Consider the following 14,981-nt stretch of genomic DNA (forward strand, 5'->3'; position numbering starts at 1 on the left):
GGATTTTTTTGTATTTGAAGCTGGGGAAGATCGTTAATTCACCTTCAAAAGCGTGATTACCAAGAGGTTTTTAGTTTAGGTGGTAAAATCATGCAAGCGCCCTTATCCTAGACCGTCATGAATATCAACTAAGGTTGAAATGTGGAAAAGAATACTAATAATACACTCAAGAGCAAAGAGGTAAATACAGAACTAAAAGTGAATACCGCCGCTAAATCTTTGCAGTGGCTTCTGGTCTTTGCGATTTTCTATACTCTGTATTTTGCACAATCATTAGTTATCCCAATCGTCTTTACCGCACTAACGGCATTGCTACTTAGTCCGCTGGTTGCATTGCTTAAAAAAGTACATATACCGCGCAGTATTTCCGCTGTTCTTTTGCTAACCATGTTAGTTGCTCCATTTACTTTTCTGGGGGCTCAATTGGCTGAACCTGCTCAAAAGTGGGCACAGTTGATACCCAAATTATCAGTTGAGCTGAGTGAGCAAATTGACAGTATGAGCGAAGCTTATTCGCAACAAGAAGCGCTTGCTAAAAAACAGGTTGAGGCGGCCAAGCAAGAGGAAAAGAGCGGCTTTAGTTTCTTTGGTTGGTTTGATGATGAAGAACCAGAACCTGTTCAAAATCCAGAGCAAAGCGCCGTAAAAGAACACATTAAGCAAGGTGGTATTGAAATGCTCCTGTCTGTTCTAGGAGCGACACCCACATTCATTGGTCAATTGCTGGCTAGTTTAATCTTGATTTTGTTTTTACTTATCTTTGGACCTTCTTTGTTTAATGTTTTCATTCAAGATTTCCCAATCGTCAAAGATAAAAAGCGAACGGTATTTCTGGTAACTAAAATTCAACAAACTTTGTCTCAATATATTGTGACAATCAGTATTATCAATTCTGCATTGGGTTTATCCACGGCGGCTATTCTACATCTGCTTGGTGTTCAAGATGCATTGTTATGGGGATCTATTGTCGCTCTACTTAACTTTGTGCCTTATGTTGGTTCTCTTATTAGTCTTATCATATTGTGTCTTGCTGGCACGGTTCAATTTGGTTTCGAATTAATCGCTTTGATGCCAAGCGGCGTATTTTTAATTTTAAACATTATCGAGTCGCAATTTATAACGCCCGCAGTGTTAGGTCGTAATATGCAAGTAAACCCCCTGGTCATTATCTTGTGGTTATTGATGTTTGGATGGCTGTGGGGAATTCTGGGGATATTACTAGCAGTGCCCATTCTAGTGTGTATTAAATTAGCTTTTTCGCAATTGGGTATACTCCCTCATTGGCTTAAATTAATTGAAGCTAAAGATTGAAAAATAGACGATTTTCATGAATTAACTCTTTTGAAAGGGAATTATATTTAGTTTTTATAAGACTTTAGGGGGAGTGTGCTTTGATGTTCTTGTATACCTGCAAATGAATGTGTAAAGTTGCGCTTGGATTGAATTTTAACTATATGAGGACAAGGCATGCGCATTATTCTTCTTGGCGCGCCTGGTGCCGGCAAAGGCACTCAAGCCCAATTTTTAATGGGTAAGTTTGGGATTCCACAAATCTCAACTGGCGATATGCTCAGAGCAGCGATCAAAGCAGGAACCGAGCTTGGGCTTGCAGCAAAAAAAGTCATGGATGAAGGAAAATTGGTTTCTGATGATTTAATCATCGGGTTGGTCAAGGAAAGAATAACACAACCAGATTGTGAAAATGGTTTCTTACTCGACGGTTTTCCGCGCACCATCCCTCAAGCTGATGCAATGAAAAAGGCCGGTATTAAAGTTGATTTCTGTATAGAATTTGACGTTGCTGATGATGTCATAGTTGAGAGAATGGCTGGACGTCGCGTTCATCCAGGTTCAGGTCGTGTGTATCATGTGACCTATAATCCTCCTAAAAATGAAGGTAAAGATGACGTTACCGGTGAAGATCTAGTCATTAGACCTGACGATGAAGAACAAACCGTACGTAAGCGTTTGAGTGTTTATCATGAACAGACTAAGCCTCTAGTAGATTATTATACGTCTGAAGCTGACTCTGGCAACTGTGAGTATATTAAGATCGATGGTACTCAAGCCGTTGAAACAGTTAGAGAACAATTAGCTGAAAAGTTAGGCTAATTAATCGCCACTGGAATCTAAACTGAAATCAGTTAAACTTAGAGCCCACTACAATGTGGGCTTTTTATTTTAGGAAGGAACATGAGCACACCTATCACGGCGTTCTACGCAGGTCTTCTTGGGGTAACATTTTTATATCTCTCTATTTTAGTCATTAAACAAAGACGTGGCCGTAAAGTGAGTTTGGGCGATGATGGCGATAGTCACTTCTTAGGTTTAATAAGAGCTCATGGCAACTTTGCCGAGTATGTGCCCTTAACACTTGTTTTGTTACTGGTTGCGGAAATTAATCAAGCAAATCATCTCGTTTTGCATGCAGTTGGTACGCTATTGTTGTTAGGTCGATTGATTCATGCTTACGGACTTCGCCACCATGTGGGGGCCAGTTGGCAACGTGTTTGGGGAATGCTGATGACCTTTGCAGCGCTGCTCACAACGTCGATACTGAATTTAGCGAACTTATATTAGGCGTTAGTAAAATCACAAAAAAACGGCGTCATTTGACGCCGTTCTTTATTTCGAAATTATCTGTTAAGAAGATTTATTTTCGATTAAGCTACTACCGATTTCAATTTTTCTCGGTTTTTTCGCTTCAGGTATAACACGCTCAAGTTCTATATGTAGCAGACCATTTTGCATATCTGCGGTTAATACTTTCACATGGTCACCAAGCTGGAATTTTCTTTCGAAGTTTCGCTCAGAAATACCTTTGTGAAGGAACTTGCGTTCGTTTTCTTTACCTTCAAGCGTACCAGAGACTTTTAACGTATTTTCTTGAGTCTCAATAGTAATGTTGTCTTGGGAAAATCCTGCCACAGCCATAGTTATTCGATATTTGTCTTCAGCCAACAATTCGATATTGTATGGAGGGTAGGTTGTTTGTTTTTCACTTTGTGAAGCAGCATCAATCATAGATGCTAAGTGATCAAAACCAATAAAAGAACGATAAAGTGGTGATAAGTCGATGTTACGCATAGTCATATCCTCGCTATTAAGCAATATGTTATAAATTTCAAATTGTGCCCCGATTATTCGGCGGCGATATTTTTTGTCGACCCTTTCGGCGCCGACAATTTAAATATGTGGTAAGCCAAACTTTTTTCAATAGAAAAAAATCAAAAAAATTTAAAATAATTTATAACTAATTGATTTTTATTCAATTTAAAGTTACAAAATTTCTATCTTTTTTGGGTAAATAATAATTATCTGGATCAAACGAAGCGATTACTTTTGTCGCTTTACCTTGTAATTCGTCTTCACTGACTAAGCCAAGAAAACGCGAATCTCGACTATTATTACGATTGTCACCTAACACGAAATAAAAACCTTGAGGAATGACAATATTGGCAAAACTGTCTTTCACCTGATTAGCGGGAACAAATTGCACTGAATGATGTTTTCCTAATAAATTTTCGTTATAAATATAGTGCTCTTGTTCAATTTCGTATTGAATGATTTCGCCATTAACAATGAGCTGGTTATTGATCATGGAAATCTGATCACCGGGTATGCCGACGATACGCTTTATCAACCTTTCATTGGCTGCTTTAGAATTAAATACCACAATATCACCGCGTACGGGTGCGCCAGTCTGAATCAACGGAATATCGGTAAACGGAATTTCCAAACGATACGCCATTTTGTTAACTAATATTCGATCACCCACTTCGATGGTGGGTAACATTGATCCTGAAGGGACGTGATACCAATCTGCCAAACTGCTTCTCGATGCAAACATTAATAGTAAGAAGAGTAGGAATCCCCAATTTTCTTTTAATAGCCTGATGGTTTTTTGTTTCATGCAATTTGCCCTACAAAATCAATGATTAATACTAAGTTGAGTTTCTATTTTGATAGTTAATCAAACCGGATGACAACTTAGATTTGTAATGTTTTATGTCGAAAACTTTTTAATCTTGTAATGCAAATTGCACTGCTGATAAGGCATGGATTTCAGTCGTGTTATAAAGTGGTACCGTGGTGTCTTCTGGTCCTACTAGCATGGCAATTTCCGTACAGCCCAAAATAACCCCTTGGGCACCTTGCTCGTACAAGTTCTGAATGATATTTAAATAAGCGGCGCGGGAGGTGGGATTGATTTGACCTAAACAAAGTTCGTTATAAATTATTTGATGGACGAGTTCTCTATCTTGTTCTGGCGGTGTGATCACCTCGATAGCAAATTTATCAACCAATCTACCGGTGTAGAAGTCTTGTTCCATGGTGAAACGGGTGCCTAATAATCCGACTTTATTGATATTATCGGCAAGTAATACTTTCGCCGTGGCATCGGCAATATGAATTAACGGAAGTTGAGTGGTATTTTGAATTCTGTCGGCGACTTTATGCATAGTATTGGTACAAATGACAATACAGTCAGCGCCAGCTCGTTCTAGTCCTTGAGCGGCTCCGCAAAGAATCTCTGCTAATTCAAGCCACTGTCCTTGATGTTGTAATCTCTCAATCTGTGCAAAATCGACGCTATGTAAGATGATTTTTGCGGAATGTAATCCACCCAATTGCTGTTTAACTTCTTGGTTAATTTTTTGATAGTAGCTTACTGTTGATTCCCAACTCATTCCGCCTATCAAACCAATTGTGCGCATCAAAAATCCTTAGTCGATTAGATAATATTCTATGGTTGATACTACTCTAACTTGTTTTATGTAAGGGGTATTGCTGTCTCTATCGGTGATACTAAATTGACCTTGTCGTGCTTGTTTTATTTTACCAAGTTGGCTATTGCTATCGGCGGCAAATTTCTCAGCGACTTCTCGTGCTTTTTGAGTCGCATCTTCAATCATTTGAGGTTTAATTTCGTTTAGGCCTGAATACAAAAACTGGGTTTGATTTTGATAGTTATTCCCGTTCAAAACCAAGCCTTTTTTGCCAAGCTCTAATAATCTTTTTTGTGCGTCTAAAACGGTGTTTATTTTTTCACTATAGACTGTGAAAGTTTGATTTGCAGTAAAGCGCGTGTCATTGGGATTAAAGCTTCCGTAGTTTTGCGCTTTTTTATCATTAATGGTGGGTGTTGAAGCACTGATTTCTTGTTCGGTAAAATTATTTTCAATCAAGAATTGTTTGACGATTTCCTGTTGTGTTTCAAGTTGTTTGTATAGATCGGAAAGATCATTGCTAATAACACTAAATTGGATAGGCCAAATAGCTGTGTCAGCTGGCACTTCATGTTCTGATAATCCTTTTACGGTTATTGTGCGTTCATAAGAACGAAATCGTTCAACTGAACTTTGCAGAAAATAGCCTAAAATGGCACTACCAATAATAAAAGCCACGCTGTAAATAATACTAGATCTAGTGGATTGCACGATAAGTTCTCCGTTAACTTTACGAAACGCAAGGATAGAAAAGTAAGATCATCATTCTAGCAAGAAGTTCATTTATTTATGTTACTGAAGGAGCGCCGCTAATAAATTAGCGGCTTTGTCTTGCTTACTTGTTGTGACGAGATTTTAAAACGTCAATGACGTCACTTAATGAGAGATCAGAGGCGTGCAGTAGCACAATTAGATGGTATAACAAATCTGCCGATTCATTTTTAAGTTCGTCAAGATCGCTAACAGCAGCTGCTAAAGCGGTTTCAACCCCTTCTTCACCGACTTTTTGAGCGATCCGTTTAATTCCTTTAGCATATAAACTGGCGGTATAGCTTGATTCAGGATCTGCCTTTTTTCGCGCTGCCAATATTGCTTCTAATTCGGCAACAAAGGTAAAGTCCGCACTTTTGCTATCTGCCCAACATGATTCTGTTCCCAAATGACAAGTAGGTCCGTTAGGATTGACTAGTGCTAAAATAGAATCGTTATCACAATCAGCAGTTAACTCCACTAAGTCAAGTGTATGACCAGAGGTTTCGCCCTTCGTCCAAAGCCGCTGTTTCGAGCGACTGAAAAAGGTAACATGGCCTGTATTTAAGGTGGCAGCCATTGCGTCTTTATCCATATAGCCTTGCATCAATACTTTGCCACTCTTTGCATTTTGCACAATACAGGGGAGTAGACCTTGCATTTTTTCCCAGCTCAGCTGGTCAATTGTTTGTAGATTGATAATCATTAAATTCTCAATATATTCAGAAAAATTTATGTTTACGCAGTTGTTTGCACAAACTCATCTCGAATGATGATCCCTTGAGCGCGTAAAAAGTCTTTTAATTCTGGGATCGGGATTATACCTTTGTGAAAAACGGATGCTGCCAATGCCCCATCAACATCTGCTTGTTTATAAACATCATAGAAGTGGTGTTTTTCACCGGCACCACCAGAGGCAATTAATGGCACATTGCAAACTGCTCTGATTTGACTTAACTGCGCAATATCATAACCTTGGCGCACGCCATCCTGATTCATACAATTAAGCACAATTTCACCTGCACCACGTTGCTGGACTTCTAATACCCAGTCAGCAGTCAATCGACCGGTATTTTGGGTGCGTTTTTCGTCTCCGGTAAATTGATATACCTCATACTGTTGGCTTTGCTCATTAAAATAGCTGTCGATGCCAACAACAACGCACTGTTGCCCAAAGGTATCGTGTAATCGGGTTATGAGTTCAGGATCTGCCAGAGCAGGGGAGTTCACTGATATTTTATCGGCACCCATTTCCAATATTCTCCCGGCATCTTGTACCGACTTTATGCCTCCAGCGACACAAAAGGGAATATCGATTACTTGGGCAATTCGACTAACCCAACTTTTATCAACCACACGTTGATCACTTGATGCTGTAATATCATAAAAGACTAATTCGTCAGCACCTTGCTGAGCATATTGTTCCGCTAATGGGACTATATCGCCAATGATTTCGTGGTTGCGAAATTTAACCCCTTTTACAACCTTGCCTTCACGCACGTCCAAACAGGGGATTATTCTCCTTGCCAACATTGGATCGCCTCCTTGAGTGTAAACTTACCTTCCAACAGAGCACGTCCTAATATCACTCCATCGACTTTACTGGGTTTTAAGGCTTCAATATCAGCTAACGAGCCTATGCCTCCAGAAGCTTGCCAGATGACTTGTGGAAAACGCTGTTTCATTTCTGTATATAGCTGGTGGTTTGCGCCTTGTAACGTGCCATCACGACTAATATCGGTACACAATACATGTTTTGCTCCCACGTCTAGAAAATCATCTAGCAAAGATTCTAAGGCAACGCCTGAGCTTTCTTGCCAGCCATGGGTTGCAATAAACTTATTGCCGCTGGCATCAATATTCACATCTAGCGCTAATACAATAGCTTCTGGTCCGTACTTAGTGACCCATTGTTTAACAATATCCGGTTGTTTCACTGCCAACGAGCCAATAACGATGCGTTTGACGCCAATATCCAATAACTGAGCAACATCTGCTTCAGAACGAATACCACCGCCAGCTTGAAACTGCATACGTTGGGTATCAACCATTTTTTTGATTAAACCAAGTTGGCGTTTATCTGTGTCTTTTGCACCCGTTAAATCTACAATATGTAACCAGTTAGCACCTTGATCTGCATAGTTGTTCACCACATCCACAGGGTCTAATTTATATTGGGTTTTTTGTTCGTAGTCGCCTTGATACAAACGTACTACAGCGCCGTCTATTAAATCGATTGCTGGAATAATCATAGCTTTAAAAAGTTCTCCATTAGCGTAGCGCCGGCATCTCCAGAACGCTCCGGATGAAATTGCACACCATAAAAATTGTCTTTGTGGATAGCTGCTGAAAACGGCATTTCATATTGACTAGTTGCCAGCGTGTGAGCATACACATCGACGGCAAAACTATGCACAAAGTAAAAGTATGTGCCACTGGGGATGCCTTTAAAAATCGAGTTTTGCTCGACTGGATCCACAGTATTCCATCCCATGTGCGGTAAACGTAAATTTCCCACTTCCATGCGTTTCACTTTACCGGGGATCAAGTTTAAACAAGCCGTGTCGATAGCGTTACTTTTATGTGCCTTTTCCTGAGAATCTGTAACCATCAACTGCATACCCAAACATACTCCTAGGACGGGTTGAGTAAGAGATTGAATACAGCCTGAAAGCTGCTTGCTTAGAATACTTTGCATTGCAGCATTGGCACTGCCAACTCCAGGTAAAATAAGCTTGTCGGCAGCATAAATAACGTCTGGGTCATCCGAAACAGTCACATTTTGGGTAAGGCGTTGCAGAGCAAATTTAACCGATGAGATATTTGCACAACCGGTATTGATGATCACCGTTTTTTGCAAAGCGTTAGTCACTGACATACTTACAAAGCTCCTTTGCTACTCGGTAGTGTATCGCCTTGTTTCGTAATTGCCTGGCGCAAAGCGCGACCAAACACTTTAAACAAACTTTCAACTTGATGGTGCGCATTACCTTCCGTGGTGGATAGGTGCAAAGATAGACCCATTGCCTGTGCGATGGAATAAAAGAAGTGGGGAACCATTTCAGTGGCCATTTCACCTACTGCATCACGACTAAATTCAGCTTCAAACTTTAAATGTGGGCGATTAGAAATATCCATTATGCATTCTGCACGACATTCATCCATCGGCAATGCAAAGCCGAAACGTCCAATTCCTCGCTTATTACCTAATGCCTTCTTAATCGCTTCACCCAGTGCTAAGGCGGTATCTTCGACGCTATGATGGTCATCGATATGTAAGTCACCATTGACTGACAAGCGCAACTCGAAACCACCATGCGTTGCGATTTGATCGAGCATGTGGTCAAAAAAACCTAATCCCGTTTCGATACTAGATTTAGCCGTAGAATCCAAATCAACAAAGACGTCAATTTGTGTTTCCGAGGTATTTCTAGTCACGCTTGCGGTTCTATTGGCACTCAAAATGCTTTTTTGAATGGCTAGCCAATCGTGAGTGTCACGATTGTACAAATGTGACTTTAAGCCCATGTTATCAGCTAAGCCTACATCTGTTTGTCTATCACCTATTACTAATGAGCGACTAAAATCTACTTTACCTTGTTGCAAATAATCCTTTACCAAACCGAGTTTAGGTTTTCGGCAGCTACATTGTTGTTCATCAAAATGCGGACAAATTAATACATCATCAAATTTTACCCCTTGAGATGCGAAAATATCCATCATCATATTGTGGGGCGCGTCGAAGTCAGCCTGTGGGAATGAATCTGTGCCCAATCCATCTTGGTTCGATACCATTACCAAATGGTAACCTGCTTGCTGTAGTTTAAGCAGCACGGGGATTACGTTAGGTTCAAATACTAATTTGTCGAGTCGATCGAGTTGTTTATCAATCGGTGGCTCTTCGACTAATGTGCCGTCTCTGTCTATAAATAAAATCGGTAGGGCGCTCATTGTGCCGATTCCTGTTGTTTAAAAAATGAAAAGATTAAATCCATTAGCTGTTGATTTTGGTCAGCTGTTCCAACGGTAATCCGTAGGCAATTTTGCAGATTTACTTGTTTAGATTGATCACGGATTAGAATGTGATTATCGACTAAATATTGCATTAACTCGTTTTTTTGGGCACAACGAAATAGAATAAAATTAGCTTTATCATCTCCGACTAATTCAACAGACGAAATTGACGCTAATTGCTCTTTAAGCGTATTTCGTTGTTTGTTTAAATCGCCCACTTGTTGCAGCATTTTACTGATACCTTTTGATTCCAAAGCTTGCCTTGCAACTTGCGCAACAGGCTCAGGAATTGGGTAAGGTGCGATGACTTTCAGTAAGGCCTGAATGACTTCAGGGGCGGCGAGGGTAAAGCCACATCTTATTCCTGCAAGTGCAAAGGCTTTTGATAGAGTACGTAAAATGACTAGGTTGGGGTATTGATTGAGTTTGTTCGCCCATGTGCATTGCCAGTTAAATTCAATATAGGCTTCATCGACCACGACTAATGCTGAGTCAGAAAAATGTTCAATCACAGCTTGCAGTTGGTCGGGGGGGACGGATGTACCGGTTGGGTTGTTAGGTGAACATATAAAGACTAATTTAACTTTGTCTTTAAAGGTACAAATGTTTTCTACATCCAAGCTAAAGTCAGCTTTAAGCGGCGCTTTTTCCACCTTGACATCACATGTTTCAGCGCTAATTGCATACATGCCATAAGTAGGTGGGCATATTAATACTGCATCTTCTCCCGGTGTGCAAAAAGCTCTAATTAACAACTCTATCCCTTCATCAGCACCTCGGCTAACCAGTGTATTTTGTGCGGTTACCCCCGAATAAGCGGCATAGGCGTTAATTACGCCAGATGGCTGGCAATCGGGATAGCGATTAAAGCGACCATCATCCATATTGTAAGGATTGGTGAAGGGAGACTCGTTAGCGTTTAACCAAGTCTGTTGGGTTTCCCCAGAGCCGGCCGCAAACAATCTACGAGCTGATTCATAAGGTTTCAGGTTTTTGACATTCTCACACAGTAATTTATTAACCAATGAACTCATGATTGCACTCCATTTAAGCGAATGGATACAGCCCGTTTGTGCGCATCTAAACCTTCAGCATCGGCTAAATCCATAATCGCGTTGCCAATATTTGATAATCCTTGGTAACTCAATTCTTGCACGGTAAAACGACGCATAAAATCTGCTAATCCTAAACTAGAATAATTCCGAGAATATCCGTAAGTAGGTAAAACGTGGTTAGTACCACTGGCATAGTCACCAGCAGATTCTGGGGACCATTTGCCTAAAAATATGGATCCAGCGTGTTTTAATTCAGGTAATAAATCCCGAGCATTTTCTGTTTGTACGATCAAATGTTCGGGAGCATACTGATTACTCACTTGCACCGATTCCGCTATGTCTGAAGTTAATATGTAGCGTCCGTGTTGCATCGCTTTTTGCGCTATTTCCTGACGGCTCAATTTTTGTAACTGTGCTGCAACTTGCTGTTGAACAGCGGTTATTAGCACTTTGCTGCTACTTACTAATATGGCTTGAGAATCTGCACCGTGCTCCGCTTGTGAAAGCAGATCTGATGCTACAAACGCCGGATCTGCCAATTCATCTGCAATCACTAATACTTCTGAGGGACCTGCTGGCATATCAATAGCAGCACCGTCTGCACGAGTACTAACCTGTTGTTTTGCTTCCGTGACGAAGCTATTACCAGGGCCGAATATTTTATCTACTTTGACAATCGATTGGGTACCAAATGCCATAGCAGCAACAGCTTGCGCACCGCCAATTAAGTAAATTTCATCGATGCCACAAAGTTGTGCTGCATAGCGAATTTCCGCTGCAATATTGCCTTTGGCATCCGGTGGTGTACACAACACTTTGCGTTGACAACCTGCCACTTGTGCTGTTGCTCCCAACATTAAAACGGTTGAAGGGAGTGGCGCACTGCCACCGGGAATATATAATCCAACCGAATCAATAGCAGCATGCTTGAGTTCGCAGATTACCCCCGGTTGAGTTTCAATTCGTACATCTTTTGGTAGTTGGGCTTGGTGAAACGTTTTAATATTGCTATAAGCTAAATCAATCGCACTTTTCACGTTTTCAGAAATTTCGTTTTTGGCGTTAATTATTTGCTCATCGTCTAAGCGTAATTTAGCCAGCCTGATACCATCAAATTTCTTAGTCAGTTCACGAATAGCATCATCACCTCTGTGCTTTACCTGTAGCAGAATATCGCTCACAATTTTACTGAGTTTTTCGTTGTCGGCCTGAGCAGGGCGGCTCAATACCTGTTGCTGTTGGTCAAAGGTTAAATCAGCCCAGTTTTGAATTGGCGTTGTCATGCTATTAGCCCATCATTTTTTCAATAGGCATGACCAAGATAGAGCTACATCCTAATGACTTGAGTTTTTCCATCGTCTCCCAGAATAGCGTTTCTGAGCTAACGACGTGAATGGCAACTGTATCTTCGTTGTTTGCTAACGGCAGAACGGTCGGGTTTTCCGCTCCAGGTAATAAGCTTTTGACTTGTTCTAAATAGGCTTTAGGCGCGTGCAACATAATGTATTTGCTTTCTTTGGCCTGCATGACACCGTCAACTCGTGGCAATAAGCGGTTGATCAGCGCTTGTTTTTCATCGGATAACGCTTCGCCACGTTGAATTAACACTGCTTTGGACTTAAAAATAACTGCTTCTTCACGTAACCCATTGGCTTCTAATGTCGCGCCAGTAGAAACTAAATCACAAATAGCGTCTGCCACTCCGGCACGCGGTGCGACTTCAACAGAACCGGTTAACATTACTGCTTGTGCATTAATATTATTCTTTTTAAAGAAGCGCTCTAAAAGAAACGGGTAAGTCGTTGCGACTTTCAATCCATTGATTGATTCGAGTCCTTTGTATTCAAACTCGGTAGGAACAGCAATGGACAGCTGGCAACCGCCATAATCTAATCTTCGTAAGGTTTTAAAGTCATGAGCTTTACCAGATTGCTGGCGTTCCAACATTTTCTCTTCTAGCTCGTTTTCTCCGATAAACCCTAAATCAACGACGCCATCCATAACTAAGCCTGGGATATCGTCATCTCGAACCAGCAACAAATCGATAGGTTGGTTGGTTGAATGGGCAATGAGTAGGCGATCACGGATTTGTAATTTAATGCCAATTGCTTTGAGTAACCCGATACTTTCGTCACTCAATCGTCCCTTCTTTTGAACCGCTATACGTAGCCGTTTACTCTCGCTCATGTTGTTGCCTCAATAGATAGTTAATTTTTAATTCGTTGCCAATACAACGAAAAACCCCCAGAAGTTTCCTTCCGGGGGTTTAGAAAAATTCTTTACCACTGGAAGGACAAATAACCTTCCAGCACGAACCTGAAAGGTTATGCTATATGATGGTGCCCAGTAGTGCGGCTTGTATTTGTAAAACGTTTACTTACAAAAAGTATCATATGTTTTCTTGTTCGCTTGGGTTTCTCGATTTGATGCGCAGAACATTATCCAAACAGTAAAGATAATGCAAGTATAAACACCGAAAACAATAATTTAAGATTGTATTAGTTAAAACTAAAAAGCATTAGGGCACACCAGATTATCAATTTTGTGCAATAAATGAACGAAAAAGGCTAAAGTAAGTCAAAACCAATACGATAGTTAAGAATGATTTCAGTTGCGTATTGCAATTTGAGCGTAACTTGAACCTACATAGGGTATTGACTATATAGTGAGGAAATCCCATGACGAGCGATTTGATTTTTTCAGTTTTACCCAGGGAAGGTAAAGTTGCTATAGAGAAAGAAGAACTCAAGGTAAAAAAAATAGAAAAGGAAGCGAAACTACGTGCGCTAAATGAAGAAGAAAGCGATTTAAGTGCTGAAGAGCGTGATGCTAGGGAAAAATATCATAAAAAATCCTCTTCTGATAACGCCGAAAAGGAAAAAAAAGAAAAAGCAGACAATAAAGCTAAGCAGCAATCTAAAGAAAAAGAGCCTGTTGATCCTGAATTGCCATCAGTAGATGAGCAAGGCAGAAAACACTTAGACATTTATATATAATTTCTTCAAATTGACCTGCATCGTTTTTTGTCTACTCATCTTCGTTTGAAAACCGCTTCGAACTTCATTCAAAAAGTTTGTTTTAACCAAAGCTTAGCTTGCTTGCGAGGTAAGCAGCTTGCTAACGGCTGGCTTTCAAAGTCTTTCGTATCCACCTCAACATAGACTGACTTTTCAGAAATTTTTCCCCTTTTGAATTCCACAGCACAATTCACACTTTGAGTGTCTTCGGTAAATAAAATCTTTATCGTGTCAGCACGATTTATTAACAGCTTGTAAGGGTAACCTTGATTCGAATATTTTATTTCAACGTTTTCTGAGGTGGTTGCATTTAAGTTTAAACTTAGTAATAGTAAGCTGTAAGTAGCTAATTTCAACATGATTGTTTCCTTAGTGTTTGGTGACGTTTCATGTGTAGATTAGACCTGAGGTGCGAATCGAACAAACGATTTAAATTAAACCGTGGTTAAGTAAAACTTAACTATGTGGAGCGGGAATATGCGAGATAATTTACCTCCTCTTAAATCGTTGCATTTTTTTAAAGTTGCAGCGGAGTTAAGCAGTTTTAAGTTGGCAGCGGAACAATTATTTGTAACGCAAGCAGCGGTAAGTCAACAAATAAAGTTATTAGAAGGGTTTTTAGGGCAAACGTTATTTGAACGATCTAATCGTCAAACTAAATTAACCTATACAGGGGAGCTACTGCTTCCCTATGTTCAACAAGGATTTCAACAATTTAAAGCGGGATTAAAAACCATCTCAGGTGATAGTAATCCGAATATTTTACGAATTTCTACTCTCCATTCGTTTACCTCCTTGTGGCTTATGCCACGACTACCTGAATTCCAAAAATTGCATCCTGAACTAATGGTGCAATTGGCCCCAAGCAATGAGCTGGTGGACTTTAGTCGAGGAGATATCGATTTAGCGATTCGTAAAGGCTCAGGTGGTTACGCTGGGCTAGCGGAGAAAAAGTTGGTTAGTGATTCTCTTATATTGGTGGCTAGCCCACAGATTATCCACCCTGATCAAGTGAATGATCCACAAGTGGTATTTCAATTACCCTGGATGGAAGACACAACACCTGATGTTGTTTCAGTATATGGCGAAATAAATAAAAGATTTAATGTCGATATTTTCGGATTACAGGCTTCTATACGAGCGAACAATTCAGTCGTACTTGTGGAAAATGCTATAGCAGGTCGTGGTTTTACGTTGGTAAATAAAAGTTTGGTTGCTGAATACCTTAAAAATGGATCATTACTTTCATTGCTAGAGTTTAGTCATGCAAGTCCATATTCGATATTTTTAGTTGCACCCGCACAACATTTTGAATGGCAAAAAGTGAAACTATTTGAAAATTGGTTTGTACCACTAGTAAATCAATCTTTCGCTGACTTGGAAACCTGGTAACCCAAATTCAGCTATTTTAGTCA

General features: G+C 40.2%; 18 protein-coding genes and 1 other annotated feature. Of the genes, 5 read left to right on the plus strand and 13 right to left on the minus strand.

Going from position 1 to position 14,981, the window contains the following annotated elements; translation table 11 throughout:
* The first annotated feature begins 141 nt into the window (after positions 1 to 141).
* The 3 genes from GLIP_RS07100 (at position 142) to GLIP_RS07110 (ending at position 2,580) form a co-directional block, all read left to right on the plus strand.
* Positions 142 to 1,311, plus strand: a complete 1,170-nt coding sequence (locus GLIP_RS07100; RefSeq protein ID WP_008843919.1) for an AI-2E family transporter — start codon at positions 142 to 144, stop codon at positions 1,309 to 1,311.
* 156 nt (positions 1,312 to 1,467) lie between these two features.
* A complete protein-coding gene (gene adk, locus GLIP_RS07105; protein ID WP_008843920.1) occupies positions 1,468 to 2,112 on the plus strand; it encodes an adenylate kinase in 645 nt (214 codons plus the stop codon).
* Between the two features lie 81 nt (positions 2,113 to 2,193).
* Complete coding sequence (locus GLIP_RS07110; RefSeq protein ID WP_008843921.1) at positions 2,194 to 2,580, plus strand: MAPEG family protein; 387 nt, start codon at positions 2,194 to 2,196, stop codon at positions 2,578 to 2,580.
* Between the two features lie 63 nt (positions 2,581 to 2,643).
* On the opposite strand, the gene GLIP_RS07115 is transcribed toward GLIP_RS07110, so the two are convergent.
* From GLIP_RS07115 to hisG, 12 genes are all read right to left on the minus strand, one after another.
* A complete protein-coding gene (locus tag GLIP_RS07115) occupies positions 2,644 to 3,087 on the minus strand; it encodes an Hsp20 family protein (RefSeq protein WP_008843922.1) in 444 nt (147 codons plus the stop codon).
* 181 nt (positions 3,088 to 3,268) lie between these two features.
* Complete coding sequence (gene lepB, locus GLIP_RS07120) at positions 3,269 to 3,913, minus strand: signal peptidase I (RefSeq protein ID WP_008843923.1); 645 nt, start codon at positions 3,911 to 3,913, stop codon at positions 3,269 to 3,271.
* A gap of 109 nt (positions 3,914 to 4,022) precedes the next feature.
* Entirely contained in the window at positions 4,023 to 4,718 is a 696-nt protein-coding gene (locus tag GLIP_RS07125) for an aspartate/glutamate racemase family protein (RefSeq protein WP_008843924.1), read from the minus strand.
* Between the two features lie 9 nt (positions 4,719 to 4,727).
* On the minus strand, positions 4,728 to 5,441 hold the full coding sequence (locus GLIP_RS07130) for an SIMPL domain-containing protein (RefSeq protein WP_008843925.1): 714 nt from the start codon (positions 5,439 to 5,441) through the stop codon (positions 4,728 to 4,730).
* A gap of 124 nt (positions 5,442 to 5,565) precedes the next feature.
* Positions 5,566 to 6,186: a bifunctional phosphoribosyl-AMP cyclohydrolase/phosphoribosyl-ATP diphosphatase HisIE gene (gene hisIE, locus GLIP_RS07135; protein ID WP_040522279.1), complete on the minus strand. Its 621-nt coding sequence runs from the start codon at positions 6,184 to 6,186 to the stop codon at positions 5,566 to 5,568.
* A gap of 32 nt (positions 6,187 to 6,218) precedes the next feature.
* Positions 6,219 to 7,013 carry an imidazole glycerol phosphate synthase subunit HisF gene (gene hisF, locus GLIP_RS07140; protein WP_008843927.1) on the minus strand — a complete coding sequence of 265 codons (795 nt, stop codon included), beginning with the start codon at positions 7,011 to 7,013 and terminating at the stop codon, positions 6,219 to 6,221.
* Positions 6,995 to 7,732, minus strand: coding sequence for a 1-(5-phosphoribosyl)-5-[(5-phosphoribosylamino)methylideneamino]imidazole-4-carboxamide isomerase (gene hisA / locus GLIP_RS07145; RefSeq protein ID WP_008843928.1), 738 nt, complete (start codon positions 7,730 to 7,732; stop codon positions 6,995 to 6,997). The genes hisF and hisA overlap by 19 nt, the downstream gene beginning before the upstream one ends.
* Positions 7,729 to 8,358, minus strand: coding sequence for an imidazole glycerol phosphate synthase subunit HisH (gene hisH / locus GLIP_RS07150; RefSeq protein WP_008843929.1), 630 nt, complete (start codon positions 8,356 to 8,358; stop codon positions 7,729 to 7,731). The genes hisA and hisH overlap by 4 nt, the downstream gene beginning before the upstream one ends.
* Positions 8,359 to 8,360: 2 nt before the next feature.
* A complete protein-coding gene (hisB, locus tag GLIP_RS07155) occupies positions 8,361 to 9,431 on the minus strand; it encodes a bifunctional histidinol-phosphatase/imidazoleglycerol-phosphate dehydratase HisB (RefSeq protein WP_008843930.1) in 1,071 nt (356 codons plus the stop codon).
* Entirely contained in the window at positions 9,428 to 10,528 is a 1,101-nt protein-coding gene (gene hisC / locus GLIP_RS07160) for a histidinol-phosphate transaminase (protein ID WP_008843931.1), read from the minus strand. The genes hisB and hisC overlap by 4 nt, the downstream gene beginning before the upstream one ends.
* Entirely contained in the window at positions 10,525 to 11,820 is a 1,296-nt protein-coding gene (gene hisD / locus GLIP_RS07165) for a histidinol dehydrogenase (protein WP_040522350.1), read from the minus strand. The genes hisC and hisD overlap by 4 nt, the downstream gene beginning before the upstream one ends.
* 16 nt (positions 11,821 to 11,836) lie before the next feature.
* Positions 11,837 to 12,736, minus strand: coding sequence for an ATP phosphoribosyltransferase (hisG, locus tag GLIP_RS07170; RefSeq protein WP_008843933.1), 900 nt, complete (start codon positions 12,734 to 12,736; stop codon positions 11,837 to 11,839).
* Positions 12,737 to 12,784: 48 nt separating this feature from the next.
* Positions 12,785 to 12,898, minus strand: a sequence feature (His leader region).
* Between the two features lie 329 nt (positions 12,899 to 13,227).
* Between hisG and GLIP_RS22090 the strand changes: the two genes are divergently transcribed.
* Positions 13,228 to 13,545, plus strand: a complete 318-nt coding sequence (locus GLIP_RS22090; RefSeq protein WP_008843934.1) for a hypothetical protein — start codon at positions 13,228 to 13,230, stop codon at positions 13,543 to 13,545.
* A 68-nt stretch (positions 13,546 to 13,613) separates the two neighbouring features.
* Here the strand turns inward: GLIP_RS22090 and GLIP_RS07180 are convergent, their stop codons facing one another.
* On the minus strand, positions 13,614 to 13,925 hold the full coding sequence (locus tag GLIP_RS07180) for a hypothetical protein (RefSeq protein ID WP_008843935.1): 312 nt from the start codon (positions 13,923 to 13,925) through the stop codon (positions 13,614 to 13,616).
* Positions 13,926 to 14,043: 118 nt separating this feature from the next.
* Between GLIP_RS07180 and GLIP_RS07185 the strand changes: the two genes are divergently transcribed.
* Complete coding sequence (locus tag GLIP_RS07185) at positions 14,044 to 14,958, plus strand: LysR substrate-binding domain-containing protein (RefSeq protein WP_008843936.1); 915 nt, start codon at positions 14,044 to 14,046, stop codon at positions 14,956 to 14,958.
* Positions 14,959 to 14,981 lie beyond the last annotated feature (23 nt).

The sequence above is a fragment of the Aliiglaciecola lipolytica E3 genome (assembly GCF_000314975.1).
Lineage (GTDB): Bacteria > Pseudomonadota > Gammaproteobacteria > Enterobacterales > Alteromonadaceae > Aliiglaciecola > Aliiglaciecola lipolytica.

Excerpts from the sequence above, each read along its gene's own strand:
- adk (WP_008843920.1), top strand. The coding sequence starts at position 1,468 with ATGCGCATTATTCTTCTTGGCGCGCCTGGTGCCGGCAAAGGCACTCAA.
- GLIP_RS07110 (WP_008843921.1), top strand. The coding sequence starts at position 2,194 with ATGAGCACACCTATCACGGCGTTCTACGCAGGTCTTCTTGGGGTAACA.
- GLIP_RS07115 (WP_008843922.1), bottom strand. The coding sequence starts at position 3,087 with ATGCGTAACATCGACTTATCACCACTTTATCGTTCTTTTATTGGTTTT.
- lepB (WP_008843923.1), bottom strand. The coding sequence starts at position 3,913 with ATGAAACAAAAAACCATCAGGCTATTAAAAGAAAATTGGGGATTCCTA.
- GLIP_RS07125 (WP_008843924.1), bottom strand. The coding sequence starts at position 4,718 with ATGCGCACAATTGGTTTGATAGGCGGAATGAGTTGGGAATCAACAGTA.
- hisIE (WP_040522279.1), bottom strand. The coding sequence starts at position 6,186 with ATGATTATCAATCTACAAACAATTGACCAGCTGAGCTGGGAAAAAATG.
- hisF (WP_008843927.1), bottom strand. The coding sequence starts at position 7,013 with ATGTTGGCAAGGAGAATAATCCCCTGTTTGGACGTGCGTGAAGGCAAG.
- hisA (WP_008843928.1), bottom strand. The coding sequence starts at position 7,732 with ATGATTATTCCAGCAATCGATTTAATAGACGGCGCTGTAGTACGTTTG.
- hisH (WP_008843929.1), bottom strand. The coding sequence starts at position 8,358 with ATGTCAGTGACTAACGCTTTGCAAAAAACGGTGATCATCAATACCGGT.
- hisB (WP_008843930.1), bottom strand. The coding sequence starts at position 9,431 with ATGAGCGCCCTACCGATTTTATTTATAGACAGAGACGGCACATTAGTC.
- hisC (WP_008843931.1), bottom strand. The coding sequence starts at position 10,528 with ATGAGTTCATTGGTTAATAAATTACTGTGTGAGAATGTCAAAAACCTG.
- hisG (WP_008843933.1), bottom strand. The coding sequence starts at position 12,736 with ATGAGCGAGAGTAAACGGCTACGTATAGCGGTTCAAAAGAAGGGACGA.
- GLIP_RS22090 (WP_008843934.1), top strand. The coding sequence starts at position 13,228 with ATGACGAGCGATTTGATTTTTTCAGTTTTACCCAGGGAAGGTAAAGTT.
- GLIP_RS07180 (WP_008843935.1), bottom strand. The coding sequence starts at position 13,925 with ATGTTGAAATTAGCTACTTACAGCTTACTATTACTAAGTTTAAACTTA.
- GLIP_RS07185 (WP_008843936.1), top strand. The coding sequence starts at position 14,044 with ATGCGAGATAATTTACCTCCTCTTAAATCGTTGCATTTTTTTAAAGTT.